This window comes from Fundidesulfovibrio butyratiphilus (assembly GCF_054657235.1).
Genome location: NZ_BAAHXA010000003.1, coordinates 141,296 through 162,154, shown reverse-complemented (window position 1 = coordinate 162,154; position 20,859 = coordinate 141,296). Strand labels below are relative to the sequence as shown.

The 20,859-nt window shown below is 61.5% G+C and carries 14 protein-coding genes; 8 read left to right on the top strand and 6 right to left on the bottom strand.

The features are described 5' to 3' along the window. The first annotated feature begins 172 nt into the window (after positions 1-172). Complete coding sequence (locus ACYQ01_RS16870; protein WP_459934982.1) at positions 173-1,459, top strand: magnesium transporter; 1,287 nt, start codon at positions 173-175, stop codon at positions 1,457-1,459. 18 nt (positions 1,460-1,477) lie between these two features. Further along, positions 1,478-2,764: an Nramp family divalent metal transporter gene (locus ACYQ01_RS16865; RefSeq protein ID WP_459934981.1), complete on the top strand. Its 1,287-nt coding sequence runs from the start codon at positions 1,478-1,480 to the stop codon at positions 2,762-2,764. 10 nt (positions 2,765-2,774) lie between these two features. On the opposite strand, the gene ACYQ01_RS16860 is transcribed toward ACYQ01_RS16865, so the two are convergent. The 3 genes from ACYQ01_RS16860 to ACYQ01_RS16850 all read right to left on the bottom strand — a co-directional run bounded on the left by ACYQ01_RS16860 (position 2,775) and on the right by ACYQ01_RS16850 (position 7,513). After that, positions 2,775-3,242: a PaaI family thioesterase gene (locus tag ACYQ01_RS16860; RefSeq protein ID WP_459934980.1), complete on the bottom strand. Its 468-nt coding sequence runs from the start codon at positions 3,240-3,242 to the stop codon at positions 2,775-2,777. Between the two features lie 428 nt (positions 3,243-3,670). Continuing rightward, the gene (locus ACYQ01_RS16855) at positions 3,671-4,057 is read right to left on the bottom strand and encodes a RidA family protein (protein ID WP_459934979.1); all 387 of its coding nucleotides are present in this window, start codon (positions 4,055-4,057) and stop codon (positions 3,671-3,673) included. A 234-nt stretch (positions 4,058-4,291) separates the two neighbouring features. Continuing rightward, positions 4,292-7,513 carry a DEAD/DEAH box helicase gene (locus ACYQ01_RS16850; RefSeq protein ID WP_459935446.1) on the bottom strand — a complete coding sequence of 1,074 codons (3,222 nt, stop codon included), beginning with the start codon at positions 7,511-7,513 and terminating at the stop codon, positions 4,292-4,294. A 77-nt stretch (positions 7,514-7,590) separates the two neighbouring features. Here ACYQ01_RS16850 and ACYQ01_RS16845 point away from each other — a divergent pair, with 77 nt between their 5' ends. The 6 genes from ACYQ01_RS16845 (at position 7,591) to ACYQ01_RS16820 (ending at position 17,359) form a co-directional block, all read left to right on the top strand. Then, positions 7,591-9,285 (top strand): peptide-binding protein, encoded by a 1,695-nt coding sequence (locus ACYQ01_RS16845; RefSeq protein ID WP_459934978.1) that lies wholly within the window; start codon positions 7,591-7,593, stop codon positions 9,283-9,285. Next, a complete protein-coding gene (locus ACYQ01_RS16840; RefSeq protein ID WP_459935445.1) occupies positions 9,282-11,468 on the top strand; it encodes a RelA/SpoT family protein in 2,187 nt (728 codons plus the stop codon). Before ACYQ01_RS16845 ends, ACYQ01_RS16840 begins: the two co-directional genes overlap by 4 nt. A gap of 257 nt (positions 11,469-11,725) precedes the next feature. Beyond that, positions 11,726-13,843 carry a methyl-accepting chemotaxis protein gene (locus ACYQ01_RS16835; RefSeq protein WP_459934977.1) on the top strand — a complete coding sequence of 706 codons (2,118 nt, stop codon included), beginning with the start codon at positions 11,726-11,728 and terminating at the stop codon, positions 13,841-13,843. 466 nt (positions 13,844-14,309) lie between these two features. Next, positions 14,310-14,459, top strand: coding sequence for a hypothetical protein (locus ACYQ01_RS16830; protein WP_459934976.1), 150 nt, complete (start codon positions 14,310-14,312; stop codon positions 14,457-14,459). Positions 14,460-14,700: 241 nt separating this feature from the next. After that, on the top strand, positions 14,701-15,858 hold the full coding sequence (locus ACYQ01_RS16825; protein ID WP_459934975.1) for a hypothetical protein: 1,158 nt from the start codon (positions 14,701-14,703) through the stop codon (positions 15,856-15,858). Further along, a complete protein-coding gene (locus ACYQ01_RS16820; protein ID WP_459934974.1) occupies positions 15,845-17,359 on the top strand; it encodes a nucleotidyltransferase family protein in 1,515 nt (504 codons plus the stop codon). The genes ACYQ01_RS16825 and ACYQ01_RS16820 overlap by 14 nt, the downstream gene beginning before the upstream one ends. On the opposite strand, the gene ACYQ01_RS16815 is transcribed toward ACYQ01_RS16820, so the two are convergent. From ACYQ01_RS16815 to carA, 3 genes are all read right to left on the bottom strand, one after another. After that, positions 17,351-18,805, bottom strand: coding sequence for an FAD-binding protein (locus tag ACYQ01_RS16815; protein WP_459934973.1), 1,455 nt, complete (start codon positions 18,803-18,805; stop codon positions 17,351-17,353). The genes ACYQ01_RS16820 and ACYQ01_RS16815 overlap by 9 nt on opposite strands. A gap of 3 nt (positions 18,806-18,808) precedes the next feature. Beyond that, the gene (locus ACYQ01_RS16810; protein WP_459934972.1) at positions 18,809-19,618 is read right to left on the bottom strand and encodes a tetratricopeptide repeat protein; all 810 of its coding nucleotides are present in this window, start codon (positions 19,616-19,618) and stop codon (positions 18,809-18,811) included. A 72-nt stretch (positions 19,619-19,690) separates the two neighbouring features. Next, on the bottom strand, positions 19,691-20,818 hold the full coding sequence (carA, locus tag ACYQ01_RS16805; RefSeq protein ID WP_459934971.1) for a glutamine-hydrolyzing carbamoyl-phosphate synthase small subunit: 1,128 nt from the start codon (positions 20,816-20,818) through the stop codon (positions 19,691-19,693). Between the last annotated feature and the right edge of the window lie 41 nt (positions 20,819-20,859).

The window sequence follows — 20,859 nt, the reverse complement described above, 5'->3', positions numbered from 1 at the left end:
GAAACAGCTACATCGGTTATCTGGTTTTCATCTGGCATCGGCTGGTCGGGAGCGCTTCCGCGTGCCTGGCCGTCCCAGTGTTTTCCCCCTCCTGATTCTGGCCGGCCGGCCGAACCCGGAGACGGGGGACGCCAAACGTTTGCGGGTCGCAAGACCCAAAAGGCTGGCCGCCATGCACGAAAAAACCTTTCACGACACAGCGTTTTTCTTCAGCGCTCTGCTCGGTCGTCCGGTCATTCTGGCGAGCGGGCGTCCGCTTGGCGCTCTTTGGGATGTCCAGGTGGAGCTTGGCGACGTGTTCCCTGTGGTGTCGCGCCTTGTTGTGCGCTCCGGGAGGACCCTGCACGCCGTGCGCTGGGACGAGGTGACCCTTTTCAATCCCTTTGTCATCTCCCTGGCGGAGCAACGCTTCAAACCCGATCCCTTCACCCCGGGGGACGACGAGATCTTCATGCGCCGCGACATCCTCGACAAGCAGATCGTGGATATCGACGGCGCCCGTCTGGTCCGGGTCAACGATCTCAAGATCGAACGCGTGCGGGACCGCATGTGCCTGGTTTCCGTGGACGTGGGGCTGCGCGGCGTGGCCCGCCGCCTGGGGCAGGAGCGCCTCTGGGGCTGGGTGGCGCGGCTTCTGGGCAGGCAACTGTCCCACACCGAGATCAGTTGGCAGTTCGTGCAGCACCTGGAAATGAACCTCTCCCGCCTCACGCTCACCGTGGCCCGGGACAAGCTCGAGGACATGCACCCGGCGGACATCGCCCAGATCATCAGCCAGATTCCCGTTCAGAGCGCCCAGGCGGTGCTCTCGTCCATGGGACTGGACACCGCGGGCGAGGCGCTCAAGGAGCTCGATCCCGAGGTGGGCGGACGCGTGCTCAGCCAGTTGGAAGTGGAGTACGCCTCGGACCTGCTCGAGGAGATGGACCCGGACGAAGCCGCCGACATGCTGGCCGAGCTTCCCGAGGAAAAGTCCAAGGAACTTCTGGAGCGCATGGACGCCGAGGACGCCGAGAAGGTCCAGGAACTGCTCGAACACGAAGAAGACACCGCCGGCGGTCTTATGAACAACGAATTCGTGCAAGTGGGACCGGACAGCACGGCGGGCCAGGCCGTGGAGGCCGTGCGCCGCTGCTGCGACGAGTTCGATATGGTCTACTACGTCTACGTGCTCGACGAAGAGGAGCGGCTTCTGGGAGTCGCCACCTTGCGCGAACTGCTGGCCGCCGAGCCGCATCTGCCCGTGACCGAGATCATGCGGACCAAGGTCAAGTCCGTGGACACGGACAGCGAGCCTTTCGACGTCCTGGAGCTGGTGGACAAGTACAAGTTGCTGGCCGTTCCGGTGCTCGATCAGGAGCAACGCATGGTGGGCATCGTGTCGTCCGAGGACGTGTTGCGATTGTTCATGCCCTACGCCATCAAGTGGAAGCGCGCCAGCGGCGCGCGGACCTTCTAGCCGGGGGAGCCGATCGCCATGATCCAGACGACCCAGACGGGCTCGACCCGCAAGTTCACCCTGCGCAATTTACTGTTGTTTTTTTCGATCCTCGGACCGGGCATCATCACCGCCAATGTGGACAACGACGCCGGCGGCATCACCACGTATTCCCTGGCCGGCGCCCAGTTCGGCTACACGCTTTTGTGGATGATGCTGCCTACCACCGTGGCCCTGGTGGTGGTGCAGGAAATGTGCGCGCGCATGGGCGCGGTCACGGGCAAGGGGCTCTCGGACCTGATCCGCGAGCAGTTCGGCCTGAAGATCACCTTCTATGTCATGATCGCGCTGTTTCTCACCAACCTGGGCAACACCGTGAGCGAGTTCGCGGGTATCGCCGCCAGCATGGAGATCTTTGGTGTGAGCCGCTACGTTTCGGTGCCGGTGAGCGCCGTGGCGGTGTGGCTCCTGGTGGTGAAAGGTTCCTACAAGGTGGTGGAGAAAGTCTTTTTGGTGGCATGTCTGGTGTATGTGGCCTATCCCGTGGCGGCGTTCATTTCCGGCGCCAATTGGGGAGAGGTGTTCAAGGCCTCGGTCATGCCCCAGATTCGCAGCGATAGTTCCTATGTGGCCATGATGATCGGCCTGGTGGGCACCACCATCGCCCCCTGGATGCAGTTCTACCAGCAGGCCTCGGTGGTGGAGAAGGGCATTACCCGCGATCAGTACGCCTTTTGCCGTCTCGATGTCATTGTGGGTTGCATTATGGCCGTGGTGGTGGCTTTTTTTATTGTGGTTTCGTGTTCGGCCACCATCCATATGCATGGGCTGACCATCGAAACCGCGGCCGACGCGGCCTTGGCCCTCAAGCCCCTGGTGGGCGAGAACGCGTCGCTGCTCTTTGCCTTTGGATTGTTCAACGCCTCGCTGTTCGCGGCCTGCGTGCTGCCGCTCTCCACGGCCTATTACATCTGCGAAGGCATGGGCTGGGAACTGGGCATCGACAAGGACTTCCGCGAGGCTCCGCAGTTCTTTTGGCTGTTCACCCTCTCCATCGTGATCAGTGGGCTCATTATTCTGGTGCCCGACGCTCCGCTGATAGCCATCATGTACGTGTCCCAGGTGGTCAACGGCGCGGTGCTGCCCTTCGTGCTGGTGTTCATGCTGCTGCTGGTCAACAACCGGAAGCTCATGGGCGAGTTCGTCAACGGTCCGGTCTTCAACGTGGTCGCCTGGACCACCGTGGCCGTCATGATCGGCCTGACCCTGCTCATGACCTTGGACACCATCTTCCCCGGCTTCATCGGACGGCTGTTCGGCTTTTGAGCGAACGAGACTATTTCCCCCCCTCATGACGACTCGGCAACCGCCGGCCCTGGGCCTGGTCGCCTTGCAAGGTCATGAGGGTGCTGGTGCCGTGGGCGACCAGGTGGTTTTGTTCGTCGAAAATGTCGCATTCCGTGAGGCTTACGGTCCTGCCGGCCTTGATGACCCGGCCTTCGCTGCGCAGGGGGCCTTTCCAGACCGGGCGCAGGAAGTTCATCTTGAGCTCCAGGGTGGTGAAGCTCGCGTCGTCGGGCATGATTGAGGCCAGGGCGGCGCCCATGGCCGCGTCGCCTATATCGCAGAGGATGCCGCCGTGCACCGTGCCCATGGGGTTGGTATGTCGGTGGTCGGCGGTGAACTCCACCAGGGAGGTTCCGCCTTCCAGTCGGGCGATGCGAAATCCTATGAGGTCCCCCACGGGCGGGTGGGGGTGCGTCTTGCCGGAAACGGGTTCGTCGGCGGGGGGCGTGGTGTCCATGGGCGTGGCTCCTGTTTGGGGCTGGCAAAGCCTGGGGAGAGGTAAAGAACTCCAAGAAGCGGATTGAAGACAGGAAGGCCTTGCTGGTGGAACAGTATCGCTGTGGAAGCCGCGTGTGTGACATCGCGTCGCGGCATTGCCTGTCCGTGAAGGCCATCTACAAGATGCTCGCCGCCAACCGGGCCACGGGAAACGGGTCGGATTCGTCCCGCGTCCCGGACGGAGTGTAATCGGCGTCGCGCCGGGAGCGCGAACATGGAGCCGGCGGGGCGAACCTGCCGGCTCCTTTTCGTCTGGCATCAGGAAAATCGGAAACCCGTTTCGGGGATGCGGGTACGGGCACTGCAACCTTGCAGGGGGCGCGCCCGGGGCGTCTCCCGAGGACCATCGTTCGACCCCGTCGGCCTCCTGGTCTCACAGGGCGTCGGTCAGGGCTTTTTGGCCACGACCTCCACCTCGACCAGGACGTCCTTGGGCAGCCTCGCCACTTCCACGCAGGAGCGCGCCGGGCAGTCCGTGGGGAAGAACGTGGCGTAGACCTCGTTGATGCGGGGAAAATCGTTCATGTCCTTGATGAAGACCGTGGCCTTCACCACGTCGGACAGGGTGAGACCGGCGGCTTCGAGCACGGCCTGGACGTTCTTGAGGGACTGGCGGGTCTGGTCCAGCACGTCGCCGGCCACCACCTGGCCGGTGGAGGGATCGAGGGGAATCTGACCCGAGGTAAAGAGCAGGTCGCCGGCCCACACGGCCTGGGAGTAGGGACCGATGGCCGCGGGAGCGGACGTGGTGCTGACGATCGTCTTGCTGGGCATGGGGACTCCGGGTTGTGGGGGCTTGTCGTTACGGGCTGTATGCCTTGGACCATAGCGCCAAATGCGATGGAAGCGAAAGGCTTTTCCGCCGCCGCCCTCCGCGCTGGCGGTTGTCGGAGAAGGGCTTCGCTCCCAAGGCAAGGAGCTTCCAGACAGGCACGGCGTGTGTCCGTTCCACGACGAACGGCCCGACCTCGATCGGGCCGTTCGTCGTATGGAGGCTTTGCGAATGGGCTACACCTCGAACAGCATCTCCAGGTCGGTGCGGGTCAGGCTTTTCCAGGCGTCCTGACCGGGGATGATGGCTTCGGCCACGCCCTTTTTCATGTCCTGCAGCTTGAGGATTTTTTCTTCCACCGTGTTCTGGCAGATGAGCTTGTAGGCGAACACCTGCCGCAACTGGCCGATGCGGTGGGTTCGGTCCGTGGCCTGATTTTCCACGGCCGGGTTCCACCAGGGATCGTAGTGGATCACGTAGTCCGCACTGGTCAGGTTGAGGCCCGTGCCGCCCGCCTTGAGCGAGATCAAAAAGATCGGGATGTCCGGCGAATTGTTGAACCGGTCCACCTGGTCGAAACGGTCCTTGCTGGAGCCGTCCAGGTAGGCGAAGGGCATCTGGCTGATCTGGAGCCAACTGCGGATGATGTGGAGCATCTGCACGAACTGCGAGAACACCAGCACCTTGTGCCCTTCCTCGACGATATCGGTCACCAGGTCCTTGAAGGTGTCGAACTTGCCCGACGGCAGGTTGGTGTTGAACCCGGGCATGTCCAGCTTGAGCAGGCGCGGGTGGCAGCAGATCTGGCGCAGCTTGAGCAGGGCGTCGAGAATCGACATCTGGCTCTTGGCCATGCCCTTTTCGTCCACGTCCTTGAGCACCTGGTCGCGCAGCTTCTTGGCCAGGGCGGAATAGAGTTCGGACTGTTCTTCGATCAGCGCGCAGTAGTGCACGTTTTCCACCTTGGGCGGCAGGTCCTTGGCCACCTCGCCCTTGGTGCGGCGCATGATGAAGGGCTTCACCCGGCCGCGCAGGTAGTCGAGCGTTTCCTCGTCGCCGTCCTTGATCGGCTTGACGATGCCGCGCTGGAACGCGTTCTGGCTGCCCAAAAAGCCGGGCATGAGGAATTCGAACAGGCTCCAAAGCTCGAAGAGGTTGTTTTCGATGGGCGTGCCCGACAGGCACAGATGCATGCGCCCCTTGAGCCGGCGCACGGAGCGCGCGGTTATGGTGTTGGGGTTCTTGATGTTTTGGGCCTCGTCAAGAATGATGGCCTGAAACTCGAAGTTGAGCAGTTCGTCCAGATCGCGCCGAAGCAGCGCGTAGGTGGTGATGACCAGGTTCGACTCGGCGATCTTCTTGAAAAGCCCTTCGCGCTTGGCCCCGTAGACGATCAACCGCTTGAGCTGGGGCACGAACTTTTCGGCTTCGCGGTCCCAGTTGGGCAACACCGAGGTGGGCACCACGATGAGGTTGGGTTCCTTGGAGCCGTGTTCCACCATGTGCTGTACGAAGGAAAGGGTCTGGACGGTTTTGCCCAGGCCCATTTCGTCGGCCAGTATACCGCCGAAGCCGTACTCGCGCAGGAAGTTCAAATAGGAAAGGCCCTGCAACTGGTAGGGGCGCAGGCTGGCGTTCAGCCCCTTTGGGGGCTTGAGCGCCGTGATTTCCTTGAAGCTGTGGATCTTCTCCTTGAGCTTGTTCCAGAAGGAGTCGGTCTGGGCCTCGGGCAGGTCTTCGAGGATCTTGTCCAGAACAGGGGCCTCGAACTGCTTGAATTTCTTCTGGGGCGGCTTCTCCGGGTCGAAGCCCAGGGCGCGCAGCTTGTGCCCCAGCCGGTTGAGCCAGCTTTCGGGCAGGCTGGTATAGGAGCCGTCCTTGAGCTGAACATAGCGCTTGCCCTGGGTCCAGGCCTTCCAGATCTTTTCGATGGGCACGCGCTGATCGTCGTATTCCACGGCCAAGTCGAGGTTGAACCACTTTTCCTTTTCGTCGGACTCGACCTCGGCCACGATCACCGGTTGCGACAGGCGCACCTTGTAGCGGGTGAGGTTCTTTTCGCCGAACACCCGGTATTTTTCCACCAGCTTGGGATAGGCGTCGAGCAGGAACACGATGGCTTCCTCGGGTTCGAGGAACCAGTTGGCGTTGTTGCGCGGCTGGAAGTTCATCTCCTGCAGCAGGGCGATGAGCGCGGCCTCTTCCTCCTGGCTGCGTTCCAGCAGGAAGCTCTTGGATTCGTACTGGTAACTGCCGGTCTGCAATTCGGGATTGGGGCCTTCCAGGGCGATGTCGCCGTGTTCGGTTTCGTACGTGTTCTGGATTTGCAGGGTGAGCAGGCTTCCCTCTTCGTCCAGATAGAGCTTGGGGTTGTAGGTGGCGGGCACGAAGATGGGCTTCATGCGTTCGAGGAAATCCTGCTGGCCGTGCAGGTCCGATGTGGGGAGCTTGGTCCAGACCCGGTCGAGAAATTCCGAGAATTCGGCGTTGGGGATGAACGGCGGGTTTTCCACCAGTTCCCGGATGAGCGAGGAGGGCAGGCTGGTCTGCACCGGATAGAAGCTCTTGTTCCAGCACACCCACAGCGGCATGTGACCGTAAAAGAACACGTCGTGGCCCACTATGGAAAAGGGCGCCTTGCCCGGGCTGGCCAGGTAGATGTCGAAAGAGAGACCCTGGTCCTCTATGATCGTGGGGCGCAGCTGCAGGCGCATGGTCTTGGCTTCGATGCGCACGGGCTGTTCGGTGTCTTTCCAGTAGAGGTAGTATTCGCGCCCGATGGACCAGAAAAACCAGGTGATGAGTCCGGGGGGAATGTCCACCCGGTGGCCCCGGTAGTCGAGCAGGTGGCCGATCTGTTCGGCCACCACGGGCAGCCCGGGGGCGATTTCGCACCAATCGGGGTTGTTTATGATCTGCTCGAGGGTAATTTCGTTATGCACCTGGGAGAGGCCGGACTTGTTCTGCCGGCCCCGGTAGAAGGCCACCTGCAGACGGCCCGGCTCGGGAAAAAATCGGTAGATGATGTAGTGCTTTCCGGCTTCGGGTTCGAGCTCGGTGGAAAAAAACGGTCGAAACGCGTGACGCCATTCGCCCTTGGGCCTGGTCGAGGAGTCCTTGTCCGGGTTCTGCTTGCCTTCGAGCCCCTTGATGAACGAAAGGGCCGTGGCGCCCACGTGACGGCACACGCCCGAGAAGGAATCCGGGCAGTTGCAGAAATGGCTGACCGACTCTTCCTCAAGGTTCACGCCCAGTTCGGACGTGTAGACCTGAAAGTCGTCCCCCTGGATCTGGCCTTCCACGTCCCAGTATTGATCGCGCTTCTTGACCGCGGTTTTGAGGACCCCATCCTGGGCGATGATTGAATGCGCGCCGTCAATGATATATTCAGGTATGGTCTTGCGCACGAACTGCTGCATGAGCTTGACGGCTTTGGTCTCCTCGGCGGTGAGGGCCATGGTGGTGGATTCTCCGTAACTGACGGACATTCGTCAGGTTTTTTATCAACACGTAGCGAAGTGTAGCTGTATATTCTATGGATTTTTCTTCTCAAGGCAAGCCCTTCGCAAACAAGACGCGCTCTTTTCGCGTCATCGCCCTGGCGTGCCTGCTCTGCGGTCTTTTTCTTCTGGGGTGTTCGCGTCGGGAAGACGATAGCACCCCCAAATCCGCGCCGGCCTCCGCGTCCGCGCGAGAGGAAACTCCCGTCTCCGGGGGGCGCATCGTCATGGCCACCATGGGGGAACCCTCGAACCTGATTCCTCCCCTGGCCACGGACAGCGCCTCGCACGAGGTGGCGGACCTGCTCTACGTGTCGCCGCTGCGCTACGACAAGAACATTCGTATCGAGCCCTATGCGGCAGAAAGCTTCCAGGTGCTCGACGAGGGACGCCACCTCAAGTTCACCCTGCGCAAGGACATCCACTGGTACGACGGGACACCCCTCACGTCCGCGGACGTGGAATTCACCTACAAGCTCATGATCGACCCCAAGACGCCCACGGCCTACGCGGGCGATTACCAGGTCATCAAGGAGTTTCGGGTCACCGGACCCTACACCTTCGAGGTGTTCTACGAAAAGCCCTTTGCCCGGGCTCTTTCCACATGGACCTCCTCCATTTTGCCCAAGCATTCCCTGGAGGGCCAGGACCTGACCAACACCCCCCTGGCCCGAAACCCCATGGGATGCGGTCCCTACAAGCTCAAGCAGTGGGTGGAGAACCAGCGCGTCATTCTGGAGGCCAATCCCGACTATTTCGAAGGCCGGCCCTACATCGACGAGGTGGTCTACCGCTCGGTGCCGGACCAGTCCACCCAGTTCATGGAGCTCAAGGCCAAAACGCTCGACATGATGGGACTGTCGCCCCCCCAGTATCTGTACCTCACGAACGGTCCGGTCTGGGAACGCGACTGGCGCAAATACAAGTACCTTTCGGCCAGCTACACCTATCTGGGCTACAACGTGTCGCACCCGCTGTTTTCCGACCGGCGCGTGCGCCAGGCCCTGGCATACGCCGTGGACAAGGCCGAAATCGTCAAGGGCGCGCTCATGGGACTGGGCGTGCCCACCATAGGCCACTACAAGCCGGACTCCTGGGCCTACAACCATGATATCGAGGATTATCCCCACGATCCGGGTCGGGCGCTCATGCTGTTGGCCCAGGCCGGCTGGACCAGAAAGTCCCCCACCGGCCCCCTGGAAAAGGACGGCCGTCCCTTCGCGTTCACCATTCTCACCAACCAGGGTAACGAGCAGCGCATCAAGACCGCCGCCATCCTGCAGAACCAGCTCGCCCGCATCGGCATCCAGGTGAAGGTGCGCACTGTGGAATGGGCCACTTTCATCAAGGAATTCATCGACCAGCGCCGTTTCGAGACCGTGCTGCTCGGGTGGAGCATTCCCCAGGACCCCGACGCCTTCGATGTCTGGCACTCTTCGAAGATCGAAAAACCGGGACTGAATTTCGTGGGCTACGTCAATCCCGAGGTGGACGCCCTGCTCGAACAGGGGCGCAACATGGTGGACCCGGTCAAGAGAAAGCCGCTCTACGACCGTTTCCAGGTCCTGTTGCACGAGGATCAGCCCTACCTCTTTCTCTACACGCCTTACGCCCTGCCCATTCTTTCGGCCCGCATTCACGGCGTGGAGCCCGCCCCGGCGGGAATCTCGTGGAACTTCAACCGCTGGTGGATTCCCAGGGATCAGCAGCAAAGCGCACTCACGCAATGATCCGCATAAACGAAATCATCAACAAGGTCGCTCCGTACATGTCCCAGGACGACCAGGACCTCATCACCAAGGCCTACGTCTATTCGGCCACGGCCCACGCCGGGCAAACCAGGCTTTCGGGGGAGCCGTACCTCTCCCATCCGCTGGAAGTGGCCAACATCCTGGCCGAGATGCGTCTCGACGCCCCCAGCGTGGCCGCGGGGTTGCTCCACGACACCGTGGAGGACACCAAGGCCACGGTAGACGAGATCGAAGACCAGTTCGGCGAGGAAGTGGCCGACATCGTGGATGGCGTGACCAAGATCAGCCTCATGACCTTCGAATCGAAGGAAGAGGCCCAGGCCGAAAACATCCGCAAGATGGTCATGGCCATGGCCGAGGACATCCGGGTCATCTTGGTGAAGCTGGCCGACAGGCTGCACAACATGCGCACCATCGAATTCCAGGCCCCCATGAAGCGCCAGCTCATCGGTCAGGAAACCATGGACATCTACGCCCCCTTGGCCAACCGTCTGGGCCTGCACCGCATCAAGGTGGAGCTTGAAGACCTGTCGTTTCACCAGATCAAGCCCGACCTGTACGAACAGCTCAAGCAGAGCATGGAAACCCACCAGGTGTTGGGGGAAGCGTACATCGAGCGGGTGTTGGCGCTGCTTTGCGACCTCATCAAGGAAAACGGCATCAAGGGCCGGGTGCACGGACGCAAGAAGCACCTGTGGTCCATCCACAACAAGATGAAGGCGCAAGGCTTGGCCTTCGATCAGGTGCACGACATCGTGGCCTTTCGGGTCATCGTGAACAGCCTCAAGGACTGCTACGCGGTGCTCGGGCTGGTGCACTCCCTCTGGAAGCCCGTTCACGGGCGTTTCAAGGACTATATCTCCATGCCCAAGGCCAACATGTACCAGAGCCTGCACACCACCGTGATCGGGCCCGAGGGCGAGCGCATCGAGATTCAGATCCGTACCGAGGAGATGAACCAACTGGCCGAATACGGCGTGGCCGCGCACTGGGCCTACAAGGAGCGGGGCAAGGGCGGCAAGATGCAGGCCCGCGACGCCGAGCGTTTCACCTGGCTGCGCCAGATCATGGACTGGCAACGCGAGGCCACCGACCCCAAGGAATTCATGCGCTCCCTGCGCTACGACCTGTTCCAGGACGAGGTGTACGTCTTTACGCCCAAGGGCGACGTGAAGCAGATTCCCGAGGGCGCCACGCCCGTGGACTTCGCCTACATGGTGCACACCGAGGTGGGCAACCACTGCGCCGGCGCCAAGGTCAACGGTCGGCTCACGCCGCTTTCCACCCCGCTCAAGAACGGCGACACGGTGGAGATCATCACCGACAAGAACCGCGCCCCCAGCCGCGACTGGCTCAAGTTCGTCAAGACCGCCAAGGCCCGCACCCGAATCAAGTACTGGGTGCGCACCGAGGAGCGGGCCAAGGCCATCGCCTTCGGGCGCGAGCTCATGGAAAAGGAGGGGCGCAAGCTCGGACTCAACGTGGCCAAGCTCCTCAAGGAGCACGCCTTTTCGCCGGTGCTCACCGAGTTCAACCTGCCCAGCGTGGACGAGATGTTCGTGGCCGTGGGCTATTCGCGCCTCACTCCGGGCAAGGTGCTGCGTCCGCTGCTGCCCAAGCCCGAGGCCGTCGCCAAGACCGAGACCACCAGGGACGAGGCCCAATCCGCCCAGGCGGCGCGCGACGACCAGGCCGCGGCCAAGCCCAGGAGCGACTCCATTCGCATTCAGGGCGTGGACAACCTGCTGGTGCACTTCGCGCATTGCTGCAACCCCCTGCCGGGCGAGCCCATCGTGGGCTACGTGAGCCGGGGCCGGGGGCTTATCGTGCATACCCACGACTGTCCCAGCCTCATGCACCTGGAACCCGAACGCATGACCCAGGTGCTCTGGGAGGGCGAGGAGGACAAGCCCTATCCGGCCAAGATCAGCATCATCGCCCACAACCAGCGCGGCGTGCTGGCCAAGATCGCCAATCTGCTGGCCGAGGATCAGGTGAACATCGACTCCGGCAGCTTCACCTCCACGGTGGACGGCCGCACGGACTTCGTTCTCACCGTGGAAGTGCGCGACTACTCCCATTTGCACCGCACCTTGAGCCACCTGACCAAGCTCGCCGACGTCATAGAGGCCCGGCGCATCACCGACGACACCGCGAATTGATTCGCCCCGAACGCGGGGCGGACGAGCCAATCCCCGGCCGGGAGCGCCTTGCGCGCTTCCGGCCGGTTTCGTTTGGCGCGCCGGGTGGGCGGCGACCCGCTCTGTGCCTTGTGAACCGGAGGGAACGTGTTCTGTTTTGCTTGAGAATTCAACGGGTTTCGCTGGGCTCAGCGCGGGAGAGCGTCATGCGAGCGTCACCGGTTCGCCATGCGACGCGGCTAGGAGCCTCGGATACGTCAGCCGTTGCGGAGACCCTCATGAAACTCGGCATCCTCAGAAAGCAGCTTCTCTTTTTGGTATCGACCATCGTCATCCTGGTGGCCGCCCTGTCCCTGGCCGCCGGCGCGCTCTTCAGCCAAGGCCAGGACCGGGAGGCTCTGGCCCAGGTGGAGTCCCTGGCGCGCACGGCCAGGTTCTCCTTGGACCAGCACCAGGAACGCCTGCACGTCCTGCTGTCCAAGCTCGCGTCCACGGACGACGTGCTGGCCTCGCTCATGTCCCGTGACGACACTCCCCTGGTGCGCCTGGCCAGAAAGGAGTGCTCCCGCTCGGGTCTGGACTATCTGTTCTTTTTTTCGTCCAAGGGCGAACTTATCGGCCGCTATCCCCCCAAGGCCGACGAAGCCGTGGGACTGGACCGCGACCGCAAGGCCCGCATTCTGGCCGGGCAGGCGGAAAAGGGAATCTGGCGGGGGCCTTCGGGCGAACTCTATCTCGTGTGTTCGCTTCCCGTGGTCTACAACGCCCAGACGCTCGGCATGGTGGCGGCCGGGGCCAAGTTGGCCGGCAACAACGCCCTGGTGGATGAAATCAAACTGCTCACCGGCTGCACGGTCAGTTTGACCGACGGCCCGGTGCGCGTGGCCACCACCATGGAATCCGGCGGCCGGCGCCAGGTGGGCGGCGGCGTGGACAACCCCCGGGCGCTTTCCGTGGTGCTCGGCCAGGGAGAGCCGCTGCAAGTCGAACAGCGCATCGGGGACGTCCCGTACGCCGCCAGTTATACGCCGCTCAAGGACCTTTCCGGGCGCACCGTGGGCATGATGGGCCTGGGACTTTCCAAGGCCGGACTCATTGCCGAGCGCGAGCGCACCCTGGCCCTGCTCGCGGTCGTGGGACTCGCGGTGGGACTGGCGTTCCTGGCCGGAAGCTGGCTGCTGGCCGTGCGCATCACCCGTCCCGTGGTGCGGGCTACGCGGTTCGCGGAGGCCATTTCCCACGGAAACCTGGACGCGGACCTGAGCGTGGCTTCGCGCGACGAAATCGGCGATCTGGTGCGAGCGCTTCGGACCATGGCCGCCAGCCTCAGGCGCAAGGAGCGGGAGGCCCAGGCCCAGAACCAGGCCATACGGATCGAAGTCGAAAAGGCCGGGCAGGCCGTCCGCGAGGCCGAACAGGCCAGGCTGCGGGCGGACACGGCCCGCCTGGACGGCATGATTCATGCCGCCGACCGGCTGGGCGACGTGGTGCTGGTCCTTGGCCAGGCTTCCGGTGAACTTTCGACCCAGATCGATCTGTCGACGCGCGGCGCGGCGGATCAGGCCGACAAGGCGGGCGCGGCCGCCGACGCCACGGAGCGGATGAACGCCACGGTGCTCGACGTGGCCCGCACCGCCGCCGAAGCGGCGGAGGTGGCCACTCAGGCCAGGGAGCGGGCGCTGGGAGGGGCCAAGGTGGTGGGCCGGGTCATCGAGGACATCGCCACGGCCAGCGTCCACTGTCAGACCCTGATGAACGACGTGGAGCGCCTGGGACAGCGAACACGGTCCATCGAGCACATCCTCGGGGTGATCGGCGCGGTGGCCGATCAGACCAACCTGCTGGCCTTGAACGCCGCCATCGAGGCCGCCCGGGCGGGAGACGCGGGGCGGGGTTTCGCCGTGGTGGCCGCCGAGGTGCGCAAACTGGCCGAAAAGACCATGGCCGCCACCCACGAGGTGGAGGACGCCCTGGAAGACATTCGCCAGGGTACGGACGCCAGCCGTCAGGCCACGCAAAACGTGGTGGAGAGCATCACCGCGGCATCCGCACTGGCCGGCAGGTCCGGCGAAGCCCTGGAGGGCATCGTGACCCTGGTGGACGACACCTCGGCCCGCATGGACTCCATTGCCCGGGCCGCGCGTCAGCAGTCCCAGGCCGCGCACGACATCAACCGCTCGGTGGAGGAAATCAGCCGCGTCAGCGAGCGGACCTCGCACGCCATGCGCCAGTGCGCCTTGGCGGTTTCGGACCTGTCGATCCAGGCCGGGGCGCTGGGCGAACTCATCGCGGAGATGCGCTCCGGGGGAGAGGCGAGCGGGCAGGGCCTTCGGCGGGGAGGGCAGACGACGGAAGTCCGGTCCCAGACATCGTATGCTGACTTTGCGTTGAATTAAAAAGGTGTAAATGCAGATAATGTCTCGTGTATTAAATCGTAGATGTGTGGGGACGCGTTGTTGCCGTATCGGCATGCATGTCGTGAATATATCATAAGACATTGCAAGACGCTTGAATGAGGGTCTTTCGCTGATTGAGTATGGAATACGTATTGTGTTGAGTGTCTCGCGGATGTGGGATCTCCAGTGTACGGGGACCGGTGAGTATTTATTGTTGTGCCTTGACAATGTATTGATAGCCAGGATAATTATAAATAAATTTAGTTTAACGGCCCGTTGAAAAAGTCGATTCTTGAAGTCTGTTCAAAAAAGCGTGCTGGCAGGGCGCGAGAAAAAGTCAAGCCCCAAGCGTAGTTGACATCCGTTGAGGCTTTGAGTTTTTCGCAGCAACGCAGCCAGCAAGGACTTTTCAACAGGCTGTTAACCGTGCGATATTATAGGGGATGACGTTATGCAGGATGAAAACGTGGATACGGTTGAAGGCTGCGAATCCCAAGAGGATCTCACTCGTCGTGAGTTTATCGAGCGATTTGGCGTGTTGGCCTGTGCGTCAGTGGTCACGCTGACATTGCTGCTCCCTGAAAATGCGAGTTCGATTTCAACTATTGGCGTATGAGAGTGGTATGACCGTATTGAATCAGCATGAAGAAAGAGGAGGGTGCGAACCGACATAATATGAAGTATGGCGCTTTGTTGGTGATGCCGTTGCCTTGTTTTACCGTTGACATCACTGATGTTCACGTGCCGTGTGATGTTCTTTTTGTCGTTGAAAACATGCGGCATGTTGCCGTGAATACAGTCGTATCGTCGTGTTGGCATATGTCTAGTCTGCCGTTTCTATTCTGGGATCAGTGGATGTGCGATTTCTAGATGGTATCAACCTGATTCCGATTGAGAGGAATCTCGTAGTACATCACTCCGTCAGGCAACAGTGCTGGGTGCTGAATCCCCTGGCTGCGCGTATTTTTTCTGGACTGCATGCGGGGTTGAGTCGGGAAAGCATAGTTCAGGCTGTTTCTTTTTCTCACGGCATAAGCAAGTGGAAGGCCGACAAGCTGTTTGGCGAGGCGTTATCGAGCTGGATAGCGTCTGGTTTGCTGGTGGACGAAACCCTCCCTTCGAACGCTAGAGCAGCGCATGAGCAATCCGCTGACGCTCCCCAACCGGTAAGGCTCCCGCAGCAGAAACGATATACGATCTGCGGTCTGCATTTTTCGCTTGGCTTCCCGGATGGTGAGTTGCGAAATGCCTTGGAACAACTCTTCGCGTGCTACCTGGATGAGTGCGAGAGTTCTGTTGATTCCTCGATTTGTATTGTGCGAAATCGCGAAAGATATGCGCTGTATGAAGATGGCCATGTGGTCGACAGTTCACACGATGCAAGTGGGATTTCAAGCTGTTTTTTCAAAAGGCTCGTTGGCACCATTGCCGGCGGGCGCGATGTCCGTGCATGTTTCCATGCCGCAGTACTTCTCAGAGGAGAGGCGGCCTTTCTCGTGTCTGGGAAATCGCTTTCGGGAAAAAGCACGTTTGCGACAGCCCTGTCTTGTTCCGGCTTTGAGATGCTCAATGACGAGTTCGCATTTGTATGCGGTGAAAGACATCAGGTGAAGACCCTCCCCCTGCCTGTCAAGTTAAGACGGCAGAGTTGGGATTTGCTGGATGCGTATTCTCGCGAGGTCCGCCATGCGCCCATCTGTATGCGTTGTGGTGAGCCGGTGAAGTTTGTCTCAAGCGCCAAGGTGTCATTGGGCAGGCTCAGACAGGGGTTTTGTCTGAGGGGGATGTGTTTTCTCCACCGCAGTCAGGCGGCTTCGCCTCAATGTGTTCGAATATCCGCGACAGAGACTTTTGTTCGGTTGATTGAGGGACGGAGTTGGGTTGATCCTGATGGCAACAAGTTGGGTTCGTTGCTCAAATGGCTTGAGACGGTTCCGTCGTTCGCGCTTTGTTATGCTGATTTAAGACAAGCTGTTGCTATGATGAAAGAGTGTGTCTGTCGTGATTTCCCCTGAATCCTATCGCTTGCTTTGTTATTTCCTGGCGGCGAATCTGAATGGTGTTGATCCGGGCGAAGAGGATGTTGTCCGCAAACGGGAAATAGACTGGCAAGGGCTGGTGCGAGCCGCCAGTGAAACATTTCTTCTGCCTGCGCTCTATTGCGCTCTTCGTGATAGCTGTTTTTTGCCTTGTGCTCCGAAGGATGTTCAAGATTTCTTGTCAGAAGTGTATGCGCTTAATGTGGAGCGCACTCGGATAGTGATTGGTACGCTCTACAAGGTATCGTCGACTCTTGGCTGCCTTCAGAGGCGGCCAGTTTTTTTGAAAGGCGCTTCCAATCTGAATACCGGTGTTTATTCTGATCCTGCTGCGCTGATCGTCGGAGATATAGACGTTCTTGTAGACAAGGCGGAAATTGATGACGCTTTGTCTGAACTCAAGAACGCCGGTTGGACCAAGGCGCCTTGTGACGAGAATTTTTATGTTGATCATCATCATGTAGCGCCTCTTGTACATCATGAGAGTCCTGTCTCTCTTGAGTTGCATCATGGAATAGTCATGTCGCCTTCCCATAGGGCGGTACTTCCTGCAGAGGCTATCTTTCGCGATGCGGTGTTGGTTCAAACGCAGAGCCAGGCTCTGCATGTTCCGTCGATTCACCATCATGTGACGCATACGGTATTTGAAGCCGCGTTCATGCATCCAGGGCTTGCGCACCTGCGCAAGCTGTATGGTTTTGTGAGGATGGCCTCATTTTGGAAGGATGAAATCGATTGGCCAGCGGTCATCGGGTATTTCAAGAAAACGGGCCAGTATGACGTCTGCCTTGACTACCTTCTGTCAGGATCATTCTTGTTCGGCTGGAAAATCCCAGACGCCTTTTCTGTAAACCATTATGAAAAAGCGTTCTGGATGTCTCCAATTGATATACAGTATAGAAATGAGCTTGGAGTAGAGGGGGATATTGCTCGTGCCAAGCTGAACGAGGCAAGGGAAGAGTTGCGTCTTGTCCATGAGAGTCTTTCCAAGTCCAATGCCAATGCTGTCGCATGCGGAGTAAGTCTCGAATCGACCCGCGAGGACCTGGCCGCTACGCGGCAGGCAGTATCGGATGCCATGAGGGAGATGGGGACATTGCGGGAAGCCTTTGCTGCCTCTCGCGAGGAGAGAGTCCTGGCAAAGAGGGAAAGTGAACGCAGAGCAATCGAGTCTGCTAGGAATCGGGTTGTCGCGGAAGAGGCGACAGCGCGTCTTGATACGGCTCTTGAAGCATGCGCCGTGTTTATGCGCAGCGGCACAGCGACCCTTGTATTGTTTCACAACGCCTTTTCGTTTTTGCGGGGGTTGTCTCGGCAGGGGACGCGTCCGTATATCTTGCTGGAAGGCATTCGCTGGCGTCTGGGGAATATGATCGCCTTGTCCGCCGTGGAGCGCAGGCAGGTTGTGCGGTCGATGAATTGGCGCTGGATGCGAAAAAAGATCGCGGGCGTCGTCAGGATCATCCTCTCACAATAGAATTTCGTGCGGCCATTGTGTCATGCGTTCGAGGGTCAGGACGGTTTCCAGCGACAAGCGCAGCCGCCAGTCCCGGGCGGTCTCCAGGGTTTGGCGCGCGCGGGCCTGAAAATCTTCGAACCCTGGTCCGCCGCCGAGAACCACGTGGCGGGCCAGTTCCAGGCCCAGGCGGGCAAGGCCTTCGCGCCGCTCCTCCGGGTCGACGGCCAGGGCGGTGGCCAGGCTACGGGCCGTTTCGAGCGTCACGGCGTCCTGGCTGTTGGCGGACCCGTGGGCCCGCTTGGCGGCCAGCGTCGCCGCCCGCGCCCCGGCCCGGTGTCCGAACACCTGGGTAGCCAGCACCATGGCCCCGCCCAGTCGGTTGGCTCCGTGCATGCCCGTGGCGCACTCGCCGCAGGCCAACAGCCCGGGAACGGTCGTTTCCCCCCATTCGTCGATGACCGCCCCCCCATTGGTGGCGTGGGCCATGGGCGCCACCACCAGACGCTCGCCCGAAGGGCGGAGCAGGGTGACCCGGCCGGCGTTGTCCATGTGCTCGGCCAGGGCCAGGTCCAGGGCGGAGTCGGGCAGGGCGTAGCCGTAGGGACAGTGCCCCGCGCGGCTGGCGGCCAGGTCGGCAAGCCGCTCCAGGCCTTGTACGGGGTCGATGCGCCGTCCGTCCGGGGTGAGCAGGGTGAAATCGCCTCCGGCCAGATCGGCGGGTTGCCAGAACGCCCCGCCGGGGCACGTTCCCCAAAGATATTGCAGGGAGCCGGTATTGGCCAGGCGCGCCCCGGCTTCGGCCAGCAGCGCGTGCGAAAAGCCGCTCACGTCGGCCGGAACCAGACTGTGGGCGAAGAGCCGGGCCGGCCCTCCGAGCGCGGCCACCACGGCTTGGGCCCTGGCCAGAACCGGTTTTTCGGCCGCGTCCACGAGGAGCGCGCCCATGATATGGCCGCCCGGTTTCCCGTTGTCGGTGACCAGCCTCGCCACGCTCAGGCCGGGGGCGAAGGAGCATCCCAGATCGTCAAGGCGGCGCGCAAAGGCCGCGTGGGCCCGGGCCAGTCCGGTGAAGACGAAGGCCCGCCGCGCCTGGGGAGCGAAGCACGATCCCTGGCGAAGGAAGGCCCCGTCCGCGCCGCGAGAAAAGGGCAGCCCCAGGCGCTTGAGGTCCTCGAAGCGGCGGAGGCCTTCCTCGGCCTGGAGGCGGACCAGGGCGGGATCGACAAAGGCGCCGCCCACGCCCGCGAGCGTGTAGTCAAGATAGTCCCGGCGTTCGGCGTCGGTCAGGCAGACGAGCATGCCCAGGGCGTTGTTGGGATTGGCGAAAGAAGAACCGCTCGGGCCGCGGGTGCGGCATGCCACAAGCACGCGAAGGGCGGGATCGGCTTCCAGGCAGCTTATTGCCGCGCGCAGACCGGCCAGGCCCGCTCCCAGCACCAGGACGTCGGCGTCCAGGACGCGCAAGGCCTACCCCGCGCCGTCGAGCTTGCGTCTGGAGAAAACGAGCAGCTTGTGGGCTTCCTTGAAGTCGGGGTCGAGGCCCAGGGCCAGCTTGGCGGCCTTTTCCGCCTTGTCGTAGCGCTGCCAGTCGACATAAAGCCGGCCCAGGTTGAAGTAGAGGTTGGGATCGTGCTTGGCGTAGGCCACGGCCCGCATGAAGTACTTTTCCGCCACGTCGAACTGACGCATTTTGCGCAGCACGATACCAATGCGGTTGTACAGGTGGAGTTGCTCGGGGCTGAGCGCCAGGGCCTCGTCGAGATAGTTGAAAGCGTCCTCGTAGTATTCGAACTCGATGAAGAGTTCGGCCACCTCGGCCCGCAGGGCCGAATCCGAGGGATGTTCCCGCACCAGGGAGGAGAGCAGCTTGCGAGCCGGGGCGATCTCCTTTTTGGCCAACAGCTCGCGTCCTTGCTCGAACGCTCGGGAACGCCGCTGCTCCATCTGCTCGATCTGGTCCTTGGCCTCGTCCACGGCTTCCGTTTGCAGCGCGCCGAGAAGGTCGTTGAGCGCGGCGAGGAGTTCTTTCTCCTCGCCGGGCTTGTAGGGCAAAATGAGGGGGTAGCTTTTGCGCAGTTCCGCGTTGTTGTTGAGCAGATAGACGGCCTGTTCGATCATCTTGGCGAACTCGGCCCGCTCGGCCTTCATGAGCTGCTGGCGCAGCATGGAAGACAGGGCTTCCTGCAACGCGGTCGCGGCGGGCAAGGGCTTTCCCTGCTTGAGAAAACCGCCCACTCGGGCAATCTGCGCCCTGGCCTTGGTGAGTGAAGCCGACATCGTTCGTCCGCCTGGGGTTCAGCCTCCGGCCGAGTCTTCCGTTTTTTGCGCGGGACCCTTGGCCGGTGGGTGCTACCTGCCCAGCTCCCGCAGAAGCATCTGCCTGTACCGTTTGAAGAACGAGCGGCTGTCGTGGGGACCCGGGCCGGCCTCGGGGTGAAACTGAATGGCCATGATGGGCTTTTTCCGGTGCGCAAACCCTTCCACGGTGCCGTCATTCAAGTTGACGTGGGTAATCTCTACATCTTTCAATGTGTTGGTGTCCACGCAGAAGCCGTGATTCTGCGAGGAAATCTCGATGTGCCCGGTGGCCACCTCTTTTACCGGATGGTTCAGGCCGTGGTGGCCGAACTTGAGCTTGAAGGTCTTGCCGCCAAGGGCCAGTCCGAGCAACTGGTGGCCCAGGCAGATGCCGGCGGTGGGATATTCCTGGCACAGTTCGCGGGTGGCCTCGATGAGTCCGGTGAGCACGGCCGGGTCGCCGGGGCCGCTGGAAAGAAACACCGACTCCGGAGCGAGCTTGCGCACCTGGGCCGCCGTGTAGGACGAGGGAACCACCAGGATGTCGAGCCCTTCGGCCACCAGCAGGCGCAGGATGTTCCACTTGATGCCGCAGTCGAAGGCCACCACGCGCGGCCCGGGGCCGGGCCAGTCGTAGGTTCCGTCCTTGATTTCGACGGGATGGGGACGGCCGTCCTTCCAGACGTAGGGCTGCAAGGGAGAAAGCTTATCGGCCAGGTTGAGGCCTTCCATGGGGGGCAGGGCTTTGGCCTGGGCCACCAGGGTGGCCGGGTCGTCCGACTCGGTGGAGATGACCGCGCGTTGGGCTCCGTGCAGGCGCAGGTGGCGGGTGAGCGCCCGGGTGTCCACGCCCTCGATGCCCATGACCCCGTGGCGCACCAGGTAGTCGGGCAGGGACTCGCGCGAACGCCAGTTGGAAGGCTGTTTGCAGCACTCCTTGACGATGAAGCCGGCCACCTGGACGCGGCTCGATTCCACGTCTTCCAGGTTGACGCCGTAGTTGCCGATATGCGGATACGTCATGCACACCATCTGGCCGAAATAGGAGGGGTCGGTCAGCACCTCCTGGTAGCCGGTCATGCCGGTGTTGAAGATGACTTCTCCGCCGGAGAATCCTTCTCCGGTAAAGGACTTCCCTTCAAACAGGGCGCCGTCTTCCAGGGCAAGAAACGCTCTCATGAACTCTCCAGAAATCCGCTCGGGGCGGTCGTTGACTGTAT